This window comes from Thioclava sp. JE_KL1 (assembly GCF_009296265.1).
In the GTDB taxonomy this organism is placed as follows: Bacteria; Pseudomonadota; Alphaproteobacteria; order Rhodobacterales; family Rhodobacteraceae; genus Thioclava.
In genome coordinates this window covers 227,585-247,650 of the sequence record NZ_WBJS01000003.1, presented here as the reverse complement: position 1 = coordinate 247,650, position 20,066 = coordinate 227,585, and the positions used below count along the sequence as shown (strand labels likewise).

17 protein-coding genes are annotated in these 20,066 nt (G+C 67.7%); 7 read left to right on the top strand and 10 right to left on the bottom strand.

Annotation, left to right across the window (positions count from 1 at the left end):
• Window positions 1–42: 42 nt before the first annotated feature.
• Genes F8R15_RS06590 through F8R15_RS06580 form a run of 3 tightly spaced genes read left to right on the top strand, consistent with a single transcriptional unit; the run spans window position 43 to window position 2,638 of the window.
• Window positions 43–1,143 carry a UDP-3-O-(3-hydroxymyristoyl)glucosamine N-acyltransferase gene (locus F8R15_RS06590; protein WP_152844046.1) on the top strand — a complete coding sequence of 367 codons (1,101 nt, stop codon included), beginning with the start codon at window positions 43–45 and terminating at the stop codon, window positions 1,141–1,143.
• Between the two features lie 8 nt (window positions 1,144–1,151).
• Window positions 1,152–1,433, top strand: coding sequence for an acyl carrier protein (locus F8R15_RS06585; RefSeq protein WP_078546851.1), 282 nt, complete (start codon window positions 1,152–1,154; stop codon window positions 1,431–1,433).
• Window positions 1,433–2,638: a beta-ketoacyl synthase gene (locus F8R15_RS06580; protein WP_152844045.1), complete on the top strand. Its 1,206-nt coding sequence runs from the start codon at window positions 1,433–1,435 to the stop codon at window positions 2,636–2,638. The genes F8R15_RS06585 and F8R15_RS06580 overlap by 1 nt, the downstream gene beginning before the upstream one ends.
• A gap of 72 nt (window positions 2,639–2,710) precedes the next feature.
• On the opposite strand, the gene F8R15_RS06575 is transcribed toward F8R15_RS06580, so the two are convergent.
• Window positions 2,711–3,454 carry an invasion associated locus B family protein gene (locus F8R15_RS06575; protein ID WP_152844044.1) on the bottom strand — a complete coding sequence of 248 codons (744 nt, stop codon included), beginning with the start codon at window positions 3,452–3,454 and terminating at the stop codon, window positions 2,711–2,713.
• A 561-nt stretch (window positions 3,455–4,015) separates the two neighbouring features.
• Between F8R15_RS06575 and F8R15_RS06570 the strand changes: the two genes are divergently transcribed.
• Window positions 4,016–5,599 carry a helicase HerA-like domain-containing protein gene (locus F8R15_RS06570; RefSeq protein WP_152844043.1) on the top strand — a complete coding sequence of 528 codons (1,584 nt, stop codon included), beginning with the start codon at window positions 4,016–4,018 and terminating at the stop codon, window positions 5,597–5,599.
• On the opposite strand, the gene F8R15_RS06565 is transcribed toward F8R15_RS06570, so the two are convergent.
• Window positions 5,586–6,002: a DUF6477 family protein gene (locus tag F8R15_RS06565; RefSeq protein ID WP_306461390.1), complete on the bottom strand. Its 417-nt coding sequence runs from the start codon at window positions 6,000–6,002 to the stop codon at window positions 5,586–5,588. The genes F8R15_RS06570 and F8R15_RS06565 overlap by 14 nt on opposite strands.
• Before the next feature lie 215 nt (window positions 6,003–6,217).
• On the opposite strand from F8R15_RS06565, the gene F8R15_RS06560 reads away from it, so the two are divergent.
• Both F8R15_RS06560 and F8R15_RS06555 read left to right on the top strand, forming a co-directional pair.
• Window positions 6,218–7,342 carry a DUF6456 domain-containing protein gene (locus tag F8R15_RS06560; RefSeq protein ID WP_152844042.1) on the top strand — a complete coding sequence of 375 codons (1,125 nt, stop codon included), beginning with the start codon at window positions 6,218–6,220 and terminating at the stop codon, window positions 7,340–7,342.
• A 292-nt stretch (window positions 7,343–7,634) separates the two neighbouring features.
• Entirely contained in the window at window positions 7,635–8,528 is an 894-nt protein-coding gene (locus tag F8R15_RS06555; protein ID WP_152844041.1) for a LysR substrate-binding domain-containing protein, read from the top strand.
• 55 nt (window positions 8,529–8,583) lie between these two features.
• Here the strand turns inward: F8R15_RS06555 and F8R15_RS06550 are convergent, their stop codons facing one another.
• Window positions 8,584–9,132 carry a peroxiredoxin gene (locus F8R15_RS06550; RefSeq protein WP_152844040.1) on the bottom strand — a complete coding sequence of 183 codons (549 nt, stop codon included), beginning with the start codon at window positions 9,130–9,132 and terminating at the stop codon, window positions 8,584–8,586.
• Between the two features lie 297 nt (window positions 9,133–9,429).
• On the opposite strand from F8R15_RS06550, the gene lipA reads away from it, so the two are divergent.
• On the top strand, window positions 9,430–10,380 hold the full coding sequence (gene lipA, locus F8R15_RS06545; protein WP_078519270.1) for a lipoyl synthase: 951 nt from the start codon (window positions 9,430–9,432) through the stop codon (window positions 10,378–10,380).
• A gap of 49 nt (window positions 10,381–10,429) precedes the next feature.
• Here the strand turns inward: lipA and F8R15_RS06540 are convergent, their stop codons facing one another.
• From F8R15_RS06540 to F8R15_RS06510, 7 genes are read right to left on the bottom strand one after another with little or no spacing between them, the layout of a single operon-like run.
• Window positions 10,430–12,403, bottom strand: a complete 1,974-nt coding sequence (locus F8R15_RS06540) for an acyltransferase family protein (RefSeq protein WP_152844039.1) — start codon at window positions 12,401–12,403, stop codon at window positions 10,430–10,432.
• Entirely contained in the window at window positions 12,400–14,409 is a 2,010-nt protein-coding gene (locus F8R15_RS06535; RefSeq protein ID WP_152844038.1) for an HAD-IIIC family phosphatase, read from the bottom strand. The genes F8R15_RS06540 and F8R15_RS06535 overlap by 4 nt, the downstream gene beginning before the upstream one ends.
• The gene (locus F8R15_RS06530) at window positions 14,406–15,413 is read right to left on the bottom strand and encodes a glycosyltransferase family A protein (protein WP_172976178.1); all 1,008 of its coding nucleotides are present in this window, start codon (window positions 15,411–15,413) and stop codon (window positions 14,406–14,408) included. The genes F8R15_RS06535 and F8R15_RS06530 overlap by 4 nt, the downstream gene beginning before the upstream one ends.
• Window positions 15,410–16,300 carry a polysaccharide pyruvyl transferase family protein gene (locus tag F8R15_RS06525; protein WP_152844036.1) on the bottom strand — a complete coding sequence of 297 codons (891 nt, stop codon included), beginning with the start codon at window positions 16,298–16,300 and terminating at the stop codon, window positions 15,410–15,412. The genes F8R15_RS06530 and F8R15_RS06525 overlap by 4 nt, the downstream gene beginning before the upstream one ends.
• On the bottom strand, window positions 16,297–17,514 hold the full coding sequence (locus F8R15_RS06520; RefSeq protein WP_152844035.1) for a glycosyltransferase: 1,218 nt from the start codon (window positions 17,512–17,514) through the stop codon (window positions 16,297–16,299). Before F8R15_RS06520 ends, F8R15_RS06525 begins: the two co-directional genes overlap by 4 nt.
• Complete coding sequence (locus tag F8R15_RS06515) at window positions 17,495–18,649, bottom strand: glycosyltransferase (RefSeq protein ID WP_152844034.1); 1,155 nt, start codon at window positions 18,647–18,649, stop codon at window positions 17,495–17,497. The genes F8R15_RS06520 and F8R15_RS06515 overlap by 20 nt, the downstream gene beginning before the upstream one ends.
• Window positions 18,646–20,043, bottom strand: coding sequence for a lipopolysaccharide biosynthesis protein (locus F8R15_RS06510; protein WP_152844033.1), 1,398 nt, complete (start codon window positions 20,041–20,043; stop codon window positions 18,646–18,648). Before F8R15_RS06510 ends, F8R15_RS06515 begins: the two co-directional genes overlap by 4 nt.
• Window positions 20,044–20,066: the final 23 nt, after the last annotated feature.

The following is a 20,066-nucleotide window of genomic DNA, read 5'->3' as shown; positions in this document are numbered from 1 at the left end:
GGCGGTTAAGCGCGCCCCCAAACGACCATGAGAGGATCGGCCATGTCCCAGACAATCGAGCATATCGCGCAGGCGCTTAACGCCCGCGCCGAAGGCGACCTGTCGATCGAGGTGACCGGCGCGTCCGAGCCTGCGACGGCGGAACCCGATCAGATCGCCCTCGCGATGAGCGAGAAATACGCCGAAGGACTGCGCGAGGGTAAGGCCCGCGCGGCGCTTCTGTGGGAAGGTGCCGACTGGCGCGCGCTCGGGCTGGAGGCGGCGGTCTTCGTGACCCGCCCGCGTCTCGCCATGGCGGGGCTGTCGAAAGCCTTCGATCCCGGCCCCAATGTCGAGCCCGGCATCCACCCGACCTGTGTGATCGACCCGACCGCCATCATTGGCAAGGATGCCGCCATCGGCCCCTTCACCGTGATCGGCAAGGAGGCGAAGATCGGCCCGAACGCGCGGATCGTGGGGCAGGTGACCATCGCGGAGGGCGCGCAGATCGGCTCTGATGCGCTGATCTATCCCGGTGCGCGGATCGGCGCGCGGGTTCTGATCGGCGATCGTCTGGTCTGTCAGCCCGGCGCAGTGATCGGCTCGGACGGGTTCTCCTTCGTCACGCCTGATCCTTCGGGTGTCGAGGAAATCCGCCACACGCTGGAGCAGCGCGAGGAGATCACCGAGCAGAAATGGTCCCGCATCCATTCGCTCGGCACGGTCGAGATCGGAGACGATGTCGAGATCGGCGCCAATGCCTGTATCGATCGCGGCACGGTGCGCGCGACTGCGATCGGTTCGGGCAGCAAGCTCGATAACATGGTCCATATCGGTCACAACGTGCAGGTGGGCGAGGATTGCCTGCTCTGCGGTCAGGTCGGTATCGCGGGCTCGACTCGGATCGGGCACCGCGTGGTGCTGGCAGGGCAATGCGGCGTCTCGGACAACATCACCGTGGGCGATGACGTCATCGCGGCGGGCGGCACCAATATCTATACCAACGTTCCCAAAGGCCGTACGATCTGGGGGAGCCCGGCGGTGAAGATGGAAACGCAGCTCGAGATCAACAAATCTGTCCGCAGATTGCCGAGATTGTTTGCGCAAATCGCCGAGCTTCGAGAAACTGTTACGAAACTCACGCAAAAAGGCGGCACGGAGTAACCCCAGATATGAGGCCAGACGTGCAAGACCAGGTTTTCTCGATCATCGCCCGCGAAGCCCTTCGCGAGCCCTCCGAACTTTCGCCCGAGATGACGCTCGACGAGTTGGGGCTCGATAGCCTCGGCCTCGTCGAAGTGATCTTCGCCATCGAAGAAGCCTTCGACGTCTCGGTGCCGTTCAACGCCAACGAGCCCGCCGCCTCGCAATTCGACATGTCTTCGGTCGGCGCGATCGTGGGCGCGGTGGAGCGTCTCGTCTCGGGCGGCAAGCCTTCGACCGCCGTCGCCTGATGCGGCGCGTCGTCATCACGGGCGCGGGCACGATCAACGCGCTCGGCGAGGGCGTTGCGGCAACCAAGGCGGCCATGGCAGAGGGGCGCAGCGGCATCGGCCCGCTCAGCTTCCAGGATGTAGAGCGGCTGAGCATACGCATCGGCGGTCAGATCCGCGGCTATGACGCGTCGGACCGCTTCACCTCGGCGCAGCTCGCGCAATACGATCCCTTCACCCAATACGCGCTGATCTCCGGCGCGGAGGCGATGGCGCAGGCGGGGCTGGAGGCAGCCCCCGATCCCGCCCGCTGGGGCTGCATCATCGGGTCCGCAGGCGGCGGGCATACGACCGCGAATAACGCCTATCGCGCTGTCTTTGCGGATCAAAAGAACCGCGTGCATCCGCTGACGGTGCCGAAGCTGATGGCCAATGCCGCGCCCTCGCATCTCTCGATCCGCTACGGGCTTCAGGGGCCGAGCTTTGCCGTCGCCACCGCCTGCGCCAGCTCCAACCACGCCATCGGCCTCGCGTTCCAGATGGTGCGTTCGGGCATGGCCGAGGGGATGCTCGCGGGTGGCTCTGAGGCGATGCTCAATTTCGGCGGGCTGAAAGCGTGGGAAGGGCTGCGCGTGATGTCGCCCGATGGCTGCCGCCCGTTCTCGGCGGATCGCAACGGCATGGTGCAGGGCGAGGGCGCGGGCGTCTTCGTGATCGAGACGCTGGAGAGCGCCGAGGCGCGTGGCGCGCAGCCCTTGGCCGAGATTGCGGGCTTCGCGATGAATTCCGATGCGAGCGATATCGTGATGCCGTCGCTCGACGGGGCCTCCGCAGCGATCACCGGCGCGTTGAGCGATGCGGGTATGGCGCCAGAAGAGGTCGGCTATATCAACGCCCACGGCACCGGCACGGCAGCCAATGACCGGATCGAGACCGCCGCGATCCGCGCGGCGTTGGGCAAGGCGGCCGATCACGTCGCGGTCTCTTCGACCAAGGCGCTGCACGGCCACTGCATCGGCGGTACCGGCGCGGTGGAGCTGATCGCCTGCCTGATGGCGCTTGGCGATGGGGTGATCGCGCCGACGGCGAATTACGCCACCCCCGATCCCGACTGCGATCTGGATTATGTGCCCAATACGGCCCGCAAGGCACAGGTCGGCGCGGCACTCTCGAATGCCTTCGCTTTCGGAGGGCTTAACGCGGTCGTGGCCCTGCGCGCGATATGAAAACGCCGCGCCCGGATGGGGCGCGGCGTATTTGATTTCAAACGGTTACGAGCCGAAGCTCACCAATCCAGCTTACTGCTGAACACCGTTTTCCTTGTTGGTTTTCACGGTCTCGTCAAAGGCTTTGGTGAAGCCGCTGAGCGAGATATCCGCTTTGACCTTTTGCTGCGGGTTGGCCAGCGGCGTGATTGTGATCGTCGCCTTGCTGCCCTTCTTGAGCGACTCGAGTTCGGCCTTGCCGACGCCGAAGCGCGCGAAGCAACCCATCATGCGCGGGTCGCAGAAGGAATAGGGGTAGACCATTGCCTTGCCGCCATCGACCTGCATCACGAGGTTCTGCGACAGCAGGGTCTGCATCGGCACCATCACGGTCAGTCCGGCTGCGGCCTGGCTGCCATCGGGCAGGCCGATCACCGAGATGTCGGCCACGTTGCCGCCATTCTGGTCCTTGATCACCTGATACATCTGGCAGGGATCCTTGCCGTCGGGCGACTTGGCGCATTGCAGCTGCCAGTCTTCGTAGGTGGCCTTGATGTAGGTCTGCGGCTCCTGCGGCTTCTGGGCCTGCTGATCGGCGCCGGGCATCGTCGGCGTGGCGTCAGCACCGTTCGCGGTGGCGTCGGGTGCCTGATCGGTGCTGGTCGCGTCTGCGCCCGCATCCGCCGCCGGGGTCGCCGCGCCATCGGTGGTCGCGCCTGCGGTCGCATCCGCCGAGGGGGTCGTGGTCGTGTCGCTCGAGGTGGTATCTTGCGCCCACGCCCCGCTTGCAAGGCCGAGGGCCAGAGCGAGGGCGAGCGGTTTCGTCAGTTGAGACATATTACTCTTCTCCTGAAACGTATTGGGCGAAGGCTTAACACGGGGCTGCGCCCCTGTCAGTCGCGAATTCCGCAGCGGCGCTCACGGATCGGCGGCAAACTGCCACAGTTTCGTGAGCGGCTCGACGGCCTGCATCGGCGCTGGCGCAGGCGAGGGATTTCGCCGAAAGAGCGGGGAGATTCCGCCGCGTCTCGCGCGGGCTGGATCGGCTATTCCGGGGGGAGTGAACGCTGGGCTTTCCAAGCGAAAGGGGCCCATTCAGGACCCCTTCCTTTTCCCCCTGTCGGACTGGCCGACTTCGTCATTGCCGGTACGCTAGGCCGTAATTTTTCACAGGTCAACAGGCAAAGTTGAGGAAGTGTGACAGGCGGTGAGGCGATGAACTCCGGAACGCAATCCCTTGGCACAGAAGAAAAAGACCGCGCCAAGCGTGGCGCGGCCAGTTCAACAGGGAGGAAGCGCCCCCATCCGCGCAAAAGCGCACTCCAGGGGCAGGATCACACTGGCGCAAAAGGGTTAAGGTAGTATTGTCGGAGCCGAAATTTGTTTGGCGAGGGCAAGATGACCGGTGTTCTGACCGAAGAGGGTGTGTTCGTTGGGGGCGGTGGTGAAGGCTACGCAAGCCCGCAGGAATTGAAGCTCCAATACGGCAACCGTCACGGGCTGGTTGCGGGCGCGACCGGTACCGGCAAGACGGTGACGCTGCAGATCCTCGCGGAGGGCTTTTCGCAGGCGGGCGTGCCGGTCTTCATGGCCGATGTGAAAGGCGATCTGTCGGGCATCGCGGCGACTGGCTCGGCTGAGGCCAAGCTGCACAACGCCTTCATGGAACGCTCGCAGACAATCGGGTTCGACCTGCAATACCGCGCCTATCCGACGGTCTTCTGGGACATGTTCGGCGAGAAGGGCCACCCGGTGCGCACGACCGTCTCCGAGATGGGGCCGCTGCTTCTGAGCCGTCTTCTAGGGCTAACCGAGGCACAGGAAGGCGCGCTCAACATCGCTTTCCACATCGCCGACAAGGAGGGGTTGGCGCTGCTCGACCTCGACGACCTGCGCGCCATGCTGCGCCATATCGGCGAGCGCGCGGACGAGATCGCGCTGGAATACGGCAATGTCGGCACCGCGACGATCGGCGCGATCCAGCGCGACCTGCTGGTGCTGGAAAATCAGGGCGGGGCGCAGTTCTTCGGCGAACCCGCGCTGGACCTCGCCGACCTGATCCAGATCGACGAAAACGGCATGGGCCAGATCAACATCCTCGCCGCCGACAAGCTGATGGGCAGCCCGCAGCTTTACGCGACCTTCCTGCTGTGGCTGCTCTCGGAACTGTTCGAGGAGCTGCCCGAGGTCGGCAATCCCGACAAGCCGAAGCTGGTCTTCTTCTTCGACGAGGCGCATCTGCTGTTCGACGACGCGCCCAAGGCGCTGGTCGACAAGGTGGAGCAGGTGGCGCGATTGATCCGCTCAAAAGGGGTGGGGGTGTTCTTTATCACCCAGAACCCCGGCGACGTGCCCGATGGCATTCTCAGCCAGCTTGGCAACCGGGTGCAGCACGCGTTGCGCGCCTTCACGGCGAAGGATCAGCGCGATCTGCACCGCGCGGCCGAGAACTACCGCGCCAATCCGAGCTTCGACACCGAGATAGCGATCAAGGAGGTCGGCACCGGCGAGGCGGTGACCTCCTTCCTCGAGAAGAAGGGCGTGCCGGGCATGGTCGAGCGCACGCTGATCCGCCCGCCGCAGTCGCGCCTCGGCCCGCTCAGCGATACCGAGCGCGCCGCGGTGATCGCTTCAAGCGGTCTGGGCGACAAATACGACACGCCCGTGGATCGCGAGTCGGCGCAGGAGATTCTCGCCAAGCGTGCCGAACTGGCCGCGCGCGAGACCGCGGAGGCCGAGGCGCGCGAGAAAGCGGCCAAGACCGCTGCGGGCCGCTCCGAGCTCGATGAAGGCTTCGACAATTTCAACAATGCAAGGCGCTACGATCCGACGGCGAAGTCGAAACCAGCGCGCAAAACGTCCTCGCGCCGGTCCGATACGATCCTCGAGACCTTCGGCAAGAGCCTTGCGCGTCAGCTGGGCACGAAGACGGGCCAGACGATCGTGCGCGGGGTTCTCGGTTCGCTCTTCAAGTCGCGCTGAGCGACGGGGCGCTCGCGCACTCTTCTGACGGCTGCGGCGCAAGCCGCGCCTCCGCCAGAAGCGCGATCAGCAGCTCGATATGGCGGGCGACCGAATAGGTCGCCTCGCCCGCGCGCCGCGCCTGATCGAGCGCCGCTTCCTCGGCCATCAACGCGCGCAGGGCCGTTCCCGGACGCGGTAGCTCGCTCATCCGCATCACCCGTTTGAGGTCGCGCTTGCGGCTGTAATCGCTCAGCCCGTGCCGGGCCGCGCGGATCAACAGGCGCGGGCGGCGCAGTTTCGCCACGGCGGTGACAGGATCGGGATCAGGGGCGACGCTGTCGGCTTCGGCCGGTTCGACGAGGCGCAAGGGCGACGGGGCGTGGAAGGCGGGCGTGGATTTCTGGCGAAATGCGAAGGTCATCGGAAACTCCCTTGAGGTGAGATCCCGAGCGTTACCCAGCCTCAGGCGGTGTTGCGCAATTTCGCCCTCAAGCGCGCGCCCCGCAAAGCTTTGTTTAGGAAGTTTAAGGAATTCTTGCTGGCGTCCCGTTTATTAACGAACGGGTAACCAAAGCAACTCACGGTTGTTACCGGACGGACTCGCCGCGCGTTTCGCGGCGCAATCTGGGGGACAATATGACTTCGATCGCACCGGCCCCGGCGGCGCTTCCCGCCTGGCTGCCCGAACATGCCCGACTCTATCTGCGCCATGTCGAAGAAGGCGTTCCGATACGGGCACTGGCACGGGCGGAAGGGTGCGCGGCCTCGACCATCCTGCGCCGCGTGCGCCGGATCGAGGCGCGGCGGGACGATCCGCTGGTCGATGAAGCGCTCGAACGTCTTGGCCGCGCGGCCGGGCCGGGCGCTGCCAATTATCCCGAGGCTCCGATGACGACCGTGCTCCAAAAGGACACGCCCATGACTGCTGCTTTCCGCCCCTCCGAGACGCCCGCCGATGAAGACCAGCTGCGCCGCGAGACGCGCCGCATTCTGCGCCGCCTGGCCGAGCCGGGTGCGCTCCTGATCGTGGGGCGCGAGATGGACAAGGCCGTGGTGCTGCGCGGCACGGTGCGCACGGCCGTGCTGGAGCGCGCGGTGGCGCAGGCTTTCGCGCTCAAGGACTGGATCGAGGTCGCCCATGCGGGCCGCGTCACCAGCTACGAGATCACGCAGGCGGGGCGCGCGGCGCTGAAACGCGTGCTGGAGGAAGAGGCCGCAGCACGCGGCGAGACCGCCGCCAATCCCTTCGCCGCGCAGCATGGCGAGTTCATCCACGAGACGCGTGCCGACGCGGACGGGCATCAGCGCCGGGTGCGCGCCAATCTGGCGGAAAGCCCGCTCGCGGTGCTGGCGCGGCGGCGTGACAAGCAGGGGCGGCCGTTCCTCGGCGCCGATCTCGTCGCCGCAGGGGAGCGTCTGCGCGAGGATTTCGAGCTGGCGCAGATGGGCCCGCGCGTGGGGCAGAACTGGGAACGGTTCCTGACCGGCGGCGGCGGGCGCGGGCAGTATCGCCCCGAGCTGGCGATGGGTGGCGGCTCCGACACCGCGCGTGAGCGGGTGGCGCTGGCGCTGCGCGATCTCGGGCCGGGACTGGGCGACATGGCGCTGCGCTGCTGCTGCTTCCTCGAAGGGCTGGAGACGGCGGAGAAGCGGCTCGGCTGGTCGGCGCGCTCGGGTAAGATCGTCCTGCGCATCGCGCTGCAACGTCTCAAGCGGCATTACGACGACACCTATGGTGGCGCCAGTCCGATGATTGGGTGAGTGGCGGTCCGGGCGTTCTTAAAGAACGATCTGGACGCTCTCACGCAGCTAACCCGTCAACGCCTAACAGTCCGTTAAAGTTAAGGTGTTGCCTTAGCTTTGCTGCGCAAGGCTCTGATAAAAAGAAAGAAAGGGCGTGAGGCTTCCTCGCGTCCTTTCCTTTTGTAACCGGTCCGCGTCCTTTCGGGCATGGCGCGCACCCTCACGAGTTCTCTTCTTGGCATGAGCCATCCATGTGGAAATGATATAATGCGAAGTTGTAAAGTTTTTCGCATATCGATAATCGAAGATTATGAATATTACGCTTCGCCAACTCACCTATCTGCGGGCGCTCGGTCAGGCACGCTCTTTTTCGCGCGCCGCCGAAATCGTCCATGTCAGCCAGCCCGCGCTCTCGGTGCAAATCCGTGAGCTCGAGGAGCAGGTGGGTCAGCCGCTGGTCGAGCGGCGTCCGCGCGATGTGCGGCTGACGCGGGCGGGGCGGCGGGTGCTGGAGACCGCCGAGCGGGTCGCGGGCGAGTTGCGCGATCTCCAGTCCGAGGCGCGGCGCGGGCTGGGGCAGGTCAATCTTGGCGTGATCCCGACCATCGCGCCCTATCTGCTGCCTGCGTCTCTGGCGGGGCTGCGCGCGCAAGGGGGGCTTCGGCTGCGCGAAGCCACGACCGAGTCGCTGCTGGCCGAGATCGCCGAGGGGCGCCTCGATGCCGCGATCATCGCGACGCCTGCGCCCGAACTGTTCGAGACACCGCTGTTCGAGGATCGCTTCCTTCTCGCCGGGACGCCGGATCAGTTGACCATGGTGCGCGGCCTCAGACCTCAGGCGATCGACCCGGATCAGCTCTTGCTGCTCGACGAAGGCCATTGCCTCGCGGATCAGGCGCTGGCGCTGTGCGGGCTGACGCGGGCGGCGCAGCGCATCGATCTGGGGGCGTCCTCGCTGACCACGCTTTGCGCGCTGGCCGGGCAGGCGATGGGGCTGACGCTGGTGCCCGAGATCGCGAGCTTGCAGGAAACCCGCGCCTTCCCGACGCTCGCGCTCAGCCGGTTCGACGAGGAGCCGGCACGGACCGTAAGGCTGGTCCGTGCCCGCGAAGTGTCCGATGCCGAGGCGTGGTTCGACCCGCTCACGCAGGTCTTGCAAAAAGCGGGCGAGGGGCTGGTCGCGCAGGCGCGCAGGCGTTTCTGAGCGCCGTGCGCCTCGATCCCTCGTAAGCCGGTCCGATAAACGGGCCGGCATAGGGTCACGCCGCCGCTTCGGCCTTGGCGTTGACCAGCCAGTCCATGACGGTCTCGGGCGAGGACACGCCATAGGGATCCGCGCCATGGTTGTCTTCAAGGCCGGGCTCTTCGAACCAGGCTTCGACCACGCCGTCATTGACGACGGCCGCATAGCGCCACGAGCGCAGACCGAAGCCCAGATTGTCCTTGCGCACCAGCATGCCGACGCGGCGGGTGAACTCGCCCGAGCCATCGGGGATCACCTTGACGTTCTCGAGGCCCTGCGCCTTGGCCCACTGGTTCATCACGAAGGCGTCGTTAACCGACAGGCAGTAGATCTCGTCGATTCCCTGCTCGGCGAAATCGTCGAAGCCCTTCTCGAAGCCGGGCAGCTGGTAGGTCGAGCAGGTGGGGGTGAAGGCGCCGGGCAGTGCAAACAGCACCACGCGCTTGCCTGCGAAGTAATCCGAGGTGGTCTTGTCCTCCCAGCGGAAGGGGTTCGGCCCCTCGATGCTGTCGTCGCGCACGCGGGTGTGGAAGGTCACTTCGGGCAGTTTCGAACCGGAAAGCATGGGGAGGTCTCCTTTGTCGGTTGGGGAGGTTGCGTTTTGGAGAGTGTACTGACTAGCGGATGTCCCTTTCGGTCACAATCGCTGACTTTGCAGTTGCGGCATTCGCTGCGTGAGACCCTTTCGGATGCGCGGAGAAGTTCAGCCTCTTTGAATTCATTATCCTTGTGACGATCCTGAGCGCCGCTTCCGCGCAGGTCAGCCGCGCGCGATGTGCAAGGCGGCCTTCGGGCTTGCGCATTTGCATCCGGGACGCAATCGGCTTATGTGACCAACAACCGCACTCCGAAAGGATGGATCATGCGCGATCTCAAGATGCCCGGTGAACGCCACCCCGAAAAGGCGCATCGCGCCGACAATGCTCAGCCCAAGAAACCCGATTGGATCCGCGTGAAAGCGCCGGTCTCGGAAGGCTACAAGAAGACGCGCGACATTCTGAAGACCAACAAGCTGGTCACCGTCTGCGAAGAGGCAGGCTGCCCGAATGTCGGCGAATGCTGGAGCCAGGGTCACGCCACCATGATGATCATGGGCGAGATCTGTACCCGTGGCTGTTCCTTCTGCAACGTGGCCACCGGTCGTCCCGACGCGCTCGACGTGTTCGAGCCGGGCCGCGTCGCCCATGCGGTCGAGACGCTGGGCCTGAACCACGTCGTGATCACCTCGGTCGACCGCGACGATCTGGACGATGGCGGGGCGGAGCATTTCGCCCAGACGATCCGCGCGATCCGCCACCGCTCGCCCGACACCACGATCGAGATCCTGACGCCGGACTTTCTCAAATGCGAACCCGCCGCGCTGGAGAAAGTCGTCGAGGCGCGCCCCGATGTCTTCAACCACAATCTGGAAACCGTGCCGGGCCTCTATCCCGGCGTGCGCCCCGGCGCGCGCTACTTCCACTCGCTGCGTCTGCTGCAGCGCGTGAAAGAGCTGGACCCGTCGATGTTCACCAAGTCCGGCATCATGGTCGGTCTGGGCGAGGACGCGCCGCAGGTCCGTCAGGTCATGGATGACATGCGCTCGGCCGACGTCGATTTCCTGACCATCGGTCAGTATCTGCAGCCGACGCCGAAGCACCACGCGGTGATGCGTTTCATCACCCCGGACGAGTTCCGCGACTACGAGAAGGCGGCTTACGGCAAGGGCTTCCTGATGGTCTCTGCCACGCCGCTGACCCGCTCGAGCTATCACGCGGGCGACGATTTCGCCCGGCTCCGTGAGAACCGGCTGAAGAAGCTCGGCCTGAGCTGAGCGCGCCCATCGCGATCTGAACGAACCCGGCCCTGTGTGGCCGGGTTTTTCATTTCTCCAGCCGTGTGAGTTTTTCGTCCAGACCGAACAGCGCGCGAATTCCCAATGCGTCGCGCGCGCCCAAGGCCTGCGCGCCTTGGATGCTCAGGTGACCCGCATCGCGGTAAAGCGGCGTGCCGGCTTCCTCCAGCGGGCAGGTATCGTTGGGGCAAAGGACGCCGATCAGGTCCAATACGCGCACGCCTTCGATCTTCTCCAGCCCGTCGAGCGCGGTGAAGGCCTGCGCGCGATAGGCCCGCGCCTCCGTCTGCCGCATCTCGCAGCGCGCGCGGGGGCCGAAGCTGAAAAGCCCGCTTTCGGCCCGTCCGCGACAGGCGAAGAAATTCGTGCCAACAGAGGGCGGCGGGCTGACCATGACGATCTGACGGTCGGGGCGGGCGATAGCTCGCACCGCCGCGTGCAAGGCGGCGCGGCCTCGGGCGAAGGTCATCGCGACGGGGACGATCCGGCCGCGCTCCATCGCGAGGCCCTGCGGTTCAGAGCCGAGGATCTGTGCGACGGGGCTGGAGATGACGACGCGGGTGATCTCGGGATGGGCTTGCAGATAGGCGACGATCGCCGTGTTCGAGCGGATGCAGCCTTCGCCCCAGATGGCATCCTGACCAACCTCCGGCTGAATTTGGGACAGGCCGAGCACCGGCGCGCAGGCGGATTTCGTGGCCTGCGCGATGGGGCCGATCTCGGGAGGCAGGGTCGCGGCCAGATGCATCGCGTAGCTGTCGCCCCATAGGAACGTGGTCGGGTGCGGGCCTGTCGTGCACAGGGCCTCCGGGTCGAACGCCCCGGTGAAGTCGCATCCCGGCGCGCTCCCGGTATTGGCGGCCCCGAGCGCGAGGTAGTCGCGCGGAGGCGTGCGCAGGCCGGGCAGGGCGAGGGCGATCAGCCACAGCGCCACCGTCCCGCCGAGCGCCAGCCCCGCCGCGCGCGGCCATGAGGGCAGCGACGCGCGATGCAGCGGGCGCTCGACCCAGACATGCAGTAGATGGGCGAGCGCCAACGAAACCACGATCAGGCTCAGCCGCAGCCAGAGCGGCAGAGGCGCATCCAGCCACGCATTGCGCGTCAGCGCGAAAAGCGGCCAATGCACGAGATAGAGCGCATAGGAAATCCCGCCGAGCCAGAGGAGCGGTCGCGTCACCCAATGGCCGCCATTCATCCAAGGCGGTCGCGCCGCGATCACAAGCGCCGTGGCCCCGACCACGATCACCGCATCCAGCCCCGGATGGACCGAGCCCCAGCCCGCACCCGGCGCGACAGTGCAGACCGCCAGCAAAACGACAAGCGCCAAGGGGCTGAGCAGACGCAGCCAGCGTCCGGCACGCTTTGCGATCTGCGGCTCGAACAGCATCATCACTGCCCCGGCCATCAATTCCCACGCCCGCGTCGGCAGCAGGAAAAAGCTCGCAACCGGGCTGCGCGGAGCCAAGACGAGGCAGGCGGCGAGGCTGACCGTCAGCGCGCCGATCAGTAGCTTCGGCCAATGCCTGCGCGGCGTAATCAGCATGGCGAGGGGCGTGACGAGGTAGAACTGCTCCTCCAGCGACAGCGACCAGCTATGCAGAAGCGGGTTCAACTGCGCGCCGGCGGTGAAGTAATTCACGCTCCGCCAAAGCGCGATATTCGAGGTGAAGCTCAACGCCGCCCCGAGCGTTTCGAGGAACCGCGCCATCTCGGCTTGCGACGCCAGCCACAGCGCAGCCACGGCGGTTGCGAGATAGACGGCAAAGGCCGCAGGCAGCAGGCGCTTGGCGCGCGACAGGTAGAACGCGCGCAAGGAAAACAGCCCCTCGGCCAGCGCGCGCGCGATCATCCCGGTGATCAGGTAGCCCGAAATCACGAAGAAGATGTCGACCCCGAGATAGCCGCCCGCGAGGGGCAGTTCCGCGTGATAGAGCACCACCATTGCCACGGCGAGCGTGCGCAGCACCTGAATGTCGTGCCGATGGGGAAGACCCACGCTCATGCCGAGACCTGTGCGGCGACCGCGCGCAGGTCGGGCGCGATGTCGAGGCTCAGCCAGTCGGGGATCAGATCGGGCCGTGGCTCCTGTGCCGTCCAGATCCCGTCCTGCAGCTTGAAGCCGTTCGCGGCATAGACCTCCCGGCACGGCGCGTTGAGGGGGCTCTCGTTGATCCGTCCACGCAAGGGACGGCCCGACTGTGCCGCCAACGCAGTCTGCAACAGTGCCGTCTCGATCCCGTAGCCGAAGGCCCGGCAACTGAGAACGAATTGGGTAATTTCACTCGCCTCGGCCCCATCCGCGATCACAAGCGCGCTCACGATCCCCATCGACCCGAACCTGTCACGCGCTTCGGCGATCAGAACGCGGCGAGAAGGATCGGATAGCTCCTTGGCCGAGATCGGCACTTGTGTCGTGTTGAACTGATTGGTGCGCGCGATCAACTCACCCACCCGGGGCAGATCGCGCCGCTTGGCGATGCGGATGGCGACCCGCAGTCCAAGCTGGCGATAAGCGGCGCCGGGGTCTTCCGACGGGGTGGCGACATAGTCCTGCCGCGCCGCCCGCGCCTGATAGAGCGTGGTGCGGTCGGAACCCGCAAACGCGGCGCGCTGAACGGCCCAGTCGTCCAACAGCTGCCACGTCTGGGTCAGGTTCGGGTCGAGGGCCAGCAACCCCGGACACCCGGCTTCGGCCAGCGCGCGCTCATCCGCGCGATCGTCGAGAAAGACGAAGCTCTCGGGCGCGAGGTTCAGCTGCGCCGCGATCTTGGCGATATGGCCCGCCTTCGGCGCCCAGTCGATCTCGCACGCGACGAAATCGGACGCCCGCAGCTCAGCACCCCGCCAACTGATATTCGCTGGATCGTTCTTCGAGGCCACCGCGAGCAGCACCCCGCGCGCCTTCAATCTCAGCAGCAGCGCCTGACGGTCGTGGTGATGGGTGATCGGACCTTCGCCGATCTCACCGGCCCAAAGCGTGTTGTCGAGATCGCTCACCACGAGCTTGCGCCGCGAGAGCAGATGCGCCGCACGGCAGGCGCGCAGATAGGGGCCGGATGCAAGCGATGCGGCCAACGCCGTGGGGTGCAGATCGCCCGCCTCGAAGAGAACGCGCCCCGCCGCCGGACCCAGACGATGCACCTCTGCAGCCTCCGGGATGCGCAGAACCGGGCGCGCCGCCCGCTGAACCAGCGCGTCGAGCCTTGCGTTCAGCCACGCCGCCACGCGGGCCCGCCTCCGCGCGCCGAAGCGATCCGCCGCCGCACCGCGCCAGTCCGAAGCCTGCCGCGCGCCCGAGATGTCATGCAGATAAACCGGGGCGTCGGTCCGCGCGAGGAGGTGGGACAGCGTCGCCTCCACCTCGTCCAAGGTGGCGCGCAAGCCGGGCAGGTCGCGCGCCATCGGGCGCAGGAGGGCGCCGGGCGCGAGGGCGCGGGCATAGCTTTCCGCGAAGCCGAAACCGAAAGGGGCGTAGAAGACCAGATCGACCGGACCGATCCCCTCCACCGCCCGGTGCAATTCCGCCCCGTCGCGCTGGGCGCAGAGCTGCGGCGTGATCGCGATGCCCTCCGCCGCTGCCGCGATCTGAAGCTGCGTCGCGATATCCCAGATCAGGCAATCCCCGATGAACAGCGCCCGCAGCGCATGACCGGGCGGTCGGGCCAGTGTCTCGGTCAGCCGCGCCAAGCCTTGCGTAAGTGTGGTGCGGGCTGCTTCGGACAGCTCCGGGCTCAGCCTGTCGTGCCAGCGCGCAGCAGCCACAGCCCCGTCGTCCTCGGTTTGGGGAAGCCGCGCGGCGCCATAGGTCAGCTTCAGCCACCCCGCCAGAGCCGCGAAGCCCTGCGCGGCCTCTCCCTGCGCGAGGTGATGCGCGAGCAAGGCACAGCCCGTGCGCGCCTGTCGCAGCGCCGCAGGGCCCGGCGCCTCCGCCAGCTTTTGCAAATCCCCGGCAAGGGTGTCGACTTGCGTGCGGATCGCACGGGACAGCTCCAGCTCCCCCCCGTTCATCGCGCGGCCCTCCGAGGTTTCAGTCGCAGCCACACCCTCAGCAGCCAAGGGGCGAGCGTGATCGCCAGCGCCTTCGCCCAGAGCGCTTTCGGCGCGACCTGCCAATCCACCTGCGCCAGCCGCGCGAGTGCCAAGTCCCGATGGCCCGCATTCGCCTGCCAGATCACCGCATGCAGGCAGGAATAGGCGTGAAACCGCGCCGCGCTCCGCCGTCGCGGCAAAGCGATACGTCTGCGCGCGATCCAGTCCGCGAAGGTCTGATGCCAATGCGGCACCTCGCCTTGATGCGCGCGCCAGCCGCTCGCGCCGTCTTCGATGTGGTAGCGGGCGACGGGGGCGGGGATATAGGCAAACCGCGCCTCGCAGCCCAGCCGAAACCACGTGTCGCTGTCCTCGCCGACCGTCACGCCCTCGGGAAATCCGCCCGCGCGGATAAGCGCGCCCCGGCGGATCATCACCGAGGAGGCGGTAACCTCTGGCCCGCCCCGAACCAGATGCGCGAAGTAATCGGTCAGGAAAAGCACCGGAGCCTCGGCAAGCTCAGGCGCGGAGAGACTATCCAGCCCCGCGTGGCACACCTCGCCGAAGATCACCTCCGCCCCCGGGACCGTCCGCCTTGCGCGCTCGAACGCGGCCAGCGCGCCCGGCAGATAGGTGTCATCGGCATCGAGAAAGGCGATCCAGTCGCGCCGCGCCGCCCGCATCCCGGCATTGCGCGCGGCACTCACGCCGCGATTGTCCTGCCGGATGAGACGGATAGTAAGCGGCGAACGCGCGGCGATCCGCTCCACGAGTGCGGCGCCCTCGTCGTTGGAACCGTCGTCGATCACCACCACCTCGGCTGGCGCAGGCCGCTGCGCCTCGATCGAGGCGAGCGTCCGCGCGATGAAGGGCGCCTTGTCGTGCAGCGGGATCACCACACTCAGATCGGCGCAGCGGTCGGGCTCGGCGCTGGGCGTACAGAGGCGGGGCGTGCGGTCCATCCTTGGCGAAAGCGCGGTCATGCGAAGGCGACCTCCTCGGCGAATTGGGTGAAGGCGCGGGCCAGCCCGGCGATCACGCCGTCGATGGCGTCTTGCGGGGCGCAGCTCGCGAGAGCGCACAGATCGGCGAGGCTTTCCGAGCCTGTAAGCGCCGCGGGCTCCCAGCCGCGCCGGGCCACCGCGCTGGCGTAATCGTCGAATTTGAACCGCCCGCCGATCAGCCCCGGCGCGGCAAGCCAGATCGCGGGCAGGCCAAGCGCATCCGCCGCGATGAGCCCGTGCAGCGAGGCCGAAGCGATACGTTCGCATGTGGCGATCTGCGCGATCACCTGCGCGGGCGGCGCGGCGGGCGAGATCAGCCGGATTGCCGCCCCGTGCCGCGCCTTCAGCGCCGCGAATTCCGGCGCGTCGAGATGGGCGTGATGGGCCACGAGCCCGAAGGCATGGGTCGGCGCGGGCAGGGAGGGCCGTTTCTCGGTCCCTCCAACGAGAAGCCGCGTTGCGTAAAGCCCCGGATCCCCGAGGATGACCCCGTCGCCCACGCCCTCGATCCGGTCCCGGCTCAGCGCGCCGCGCAGCCCCACGATCCGCGCCCCAGTGAAGCGCCGTGTGCTGCGGGCATCGATGAACCCGGAGCCGAGGATCGTGCCGCGATATTGCTCGGTCAGGTGTTCGAGCACCGATCCGGTCGCGGTCAACTGGGCGCGGTCGGGATAGGCATGGACCGGGGTGAAACCGTGATGGCGCAGGATAGCGGGCGTCAGCAGATCGCCGAAATTCAGCGTCTCGCGAAACCAATAGGCGCTGAGCCCGTTGCCCCGCGCGAGTGCAAGGCCCTGCTGGGGCAGCCGCTCGGCGAGGTGATAGCTCATCAGCCGGTCGATCCGGTGGCGCAGCATGAGGCTCATTCGCCCGCCCTCCCGATGAGGCTGGCGAGACGCTCAGGGTCTTGGGCTGCAGCGCCGTGGCCGCTCCGCCCGGCCTCCGCACGCAGGGCCGCGGCCTGCCGATAAAGCGCCGCCATCTGCGCCCCGACCTGCGGCCAGAGATAGGCCCGGGCCACAAGCGCCCGCCCGCGCGCGCCCATCGCCGCCCGCTCGGGCGCGGTGGTCGCACCAAGCGCCGCAATCGCGCCGCCCAAGCCCGCCAGATCGGGCGCGACCCACCAGCCGCAGCCCGACGCGCTCAGTTCACCCCAAGGGCTTCCGGTCGTCGCGATCACGGGACGCGCGGCGGCCAGCGCCTCGGCCACCACAGTGCCAAAATTCTCGGTATGGCTCGGCAGGATCAGCGCATCTGCCGCAGCGATTTCCGCCTGTTTCGCAGCACCCCACACCGGTCCTGCGAGGGTGATGCGTTCTGCTGCACCCCGCTCGGCGGCGCGCGCGCCAAGCGCCGGGGTCAGGCCTTCCTCGTCGGGGCCTGCGATCCGCAGCTCCCAATCGCGCGGCGCGCAGGCGGCGAAGGCGCGGATCAGCGTGTCGAGGTTCTTGACCCGGTGCAGCCGCCCGAGAAACAGGAGCCGTTTGCGCCCATTCGGGCTGCGCGTCCGGGTTGGTGTACTCTCCGGCGGCAAGGCAATCCCCAGCGGAACTTGCGCGATCTGCGCGCCGCGACAGTGGGTTGCGACCGCCTCCGCCTCGGCTTGCGAGGTGACGTGCAAAAGCTCCGCCCGCGCCAGATCACGGCGCTGATACAGGTGCCACGCGAGGTCTTTCTTGCGCCGCTTATGCGCCCGCACCCATGGCAGCAGCATCCCGTGCGGGCTGACGATCCGGCCCAGCCCCAGATCGGCCGCAAGCCGCAGCCCCGCATGGTTCAGCGGGTTCCACAGCCCGTGGCTATGCACCACCATCCGCGCGCCGGCTCGCACCTGCGCGCGCATCCCGGCCATCGCTCGTGCGAGCTGCGCGACGTTCGGACCTTGCGTGGGCGCGACGCGCAGGCAGCGCGCGGCGATCTCCGCGTCCGGGTCGAAGGCGCGGGTCAGAAACCGGCTCGCGATGCCCTGCGCCGCGAGCGCCTCCGCTAGAGCGGGCGCATTGGCGGCGATCCCACCGGCGCAACGGCGCAGGTCCGGCACGACATGCAAAACGGTGATCTCAGGCGGGGGAGAGGTCATGGGAGAACTCCGGTTGGGGCTGCGGGTCGGCAGAGAGATGGTCTGCAGCCGCGGTCGCGAGGGCGGCGGTGAACCGGGCAGGGGCGAAGCGCGTCACGTCGGCCCGCAGGGCGGCGCTGAGCCGGGCTTGCAGGTCCGCGTCGCGCGACAGGGCCAGCAGTCGGCGCGCGGCCTCTGCCTCGTCCGAAAAGCGGCAGTCCGGGGCGGAGACGATCTCGTCCTGCCCGGTCCCGCGCGGCACCAGAGGGATCATCCCGCTCGCGGCCATCTCGGCGGTGGCGATGCCGAAGGCCTCCACCTCGCAGCAGTTGAGCCCGTAGCGCAGCGATCCCAAAAGCGCGGTTTTTGCCGCACCGCTCTGAGGTGGCAGCCGTTCGATCCAATTCTGCCCAGCGATCAGCGCGCGGATCCGGGCCATGTAATCGGGCGGCCCGTCGGGCCCGGCGATCACGAGCCTGCCGCGAAACCCTTGGGCACGAGCGCGCGCGACGATGGCGATGGCCCGCTCGATCCGTTTTTCCGGTGCGATCCGGCCGAAGACGAGCACATCCTCCCGCCGCGCCTCCCAGTCGCGGATCGGGCCGAGGACGGCGGCCAGCGCCACCGGCGGGGCGATCACACGGACCCGGCCGGGGCAAAGCGGGGCGCTCGCTGCCGCCAGCCAGCGCGAATTGGCGAGCACGGTGTCATCGGGGCGCGGGCGCAGGGCGGGGCCGTCGATCACGCGGCGCAGGAGCTTCGCGCGCGGGCCCGTTCGCCCTGCCAGCGCGGGATGCCAGTCGCGGGCAGAGAGAAGATGCAGCGCGGGCGCATTCCAGCGGCGGACGCCTGACAGCGAGACCCGCAGATCGTAGGCCCGCCCGAGCGCTGCCAGCGTCCGGTTGAACCGCGCGGCCTCAAGCGTGCCGATGCGGCTTCGCGCGGGAAGGGTGAGAACCCGCAGATCGCCGGGAGAGAGGTCGGTGCCCGCCAGTGCGTTGAGCGTGTCGCAATCGAAGCCGCCGCGCGTGACGAGGGTCAGTTCGAACCGCTCGCGCAGCGCCACGAGGGCCCAGGCGGCCACCGCCTCGGCCCCGCCGCGCCCCCAGATTGCATGGGCGAGCAAGGCGCGCGGTTTTTTGGATGGCGAGCTCATGCCGGACCCTCCGTCGGGCGGCGGCGCAGGAGTGCAGTCAGCCGCGCGCGTTCCGGCGCGCTCAGCCCCAGCCGCCAGCTTGCCCCGAGCCAGAGTGCCGCGCAGAGCCCGAGGCTCAGCGCCAGCCGTGGCGCGCCCTCGGGCAGCAGTGCCTGCACCAGCGCCGCGCCAAGCGCCGCGGGCAGTGTGCTCGCCAGCACAGGGATCAGGGTCTCGTGCGCCCAGCGTGTGGCGGTGCCGGGGGAGAGGCGCGTCAGAAGCATAATCCGTAGCGCGGCGATCGCCGCAGTGACGGCGAGGGCGACCCAGAGGGCTGCGCCGATTTCGCCACTCGTCCGACCGGCGAGGAAGGCGGCGGGCAGGCTCATCACCGCCAGCGCCGCGCCCCAGCCCTGCATCCATGCGATGCGACCGCGTGCGAGGAACGCCAGCCCCAAGCCCGCGCTCAGCTGATCGAGCGCGAGTGCCGCCAGCATCAGCCGCACCACCAGCACCATCTCGGGGTTGCTGCGGCCCAGCCAGAGCGACAGCAGCGCCGGGGCGTTCACCGCCATCGGGATCGCCGCCCCGAACGCGATCAGCGCAGCGATCCGGCTGGCGACCAGCGCGCCGGTGATGCTGCCGTCAGAGCCTCTTGTCGCATGATCGGCATAGATACGCGGGGCCAGAACCTGACGCGTGGCTTCGGCGAATTGGCGCAATGCGGCGGGGAGTTGGTTGCCCAGCCCATAGGCCGCGCTCGCGACCGGACCGCCCAGCGCCGCCATCAGAAGCACCATGCCCTGCGCCCGCGCACTCGTCGCCAGCCCGCCGAGGACCGACCACGACAGGAGCGCGCTCTGGCCGCGCGCGGGGCGGATGTTCAGGATCCAGCGCAGATGCAGCCGCGTCTCGGGCAGGGATTTGCGCACCCGCCACGCCCCGGCAAGCGTGGCGCTCAGGCTCAGCCCAGCGGACAGCGCGGCGAAAGCGGCAAGCGGCGGCGTAGGCTGCCCGATCAGAAGATAGGCTAACGGGATCAGCGCCACCGCCCGCACCAGATCGAGCGCGGCGAACAGCCCGAAGCGCTCGTGTGCCTGCATGGCGATCTCGTACGGGGCGAGCGCGATCGCAACGACGCTCGCCGCCAGAACGCAAAAGAAGGCGACCCGGGCCTGATCCGCCAGCGCGGGGGGCAGCTCGAACAGCCGCGCCAGCGCGGGCGGGCCCAGAACTGCGCCGATCCCGGCCACGCACAGCGCGACCCGCAGATGCAGCCCAATCAGCGCGTTGAAGAGGCGCGGTCTCTCTGCCAACGGCGCAAGGGAGAGCGCCCGCAGCGTCGTACTTTGCAGCGCGCCGGTCACAATGCTTGCGATCAGCGCCAGAGCGAGGGCTGCGAGATAGGCGCCCATCGCTTCGATCCCCAAAGCGGTGA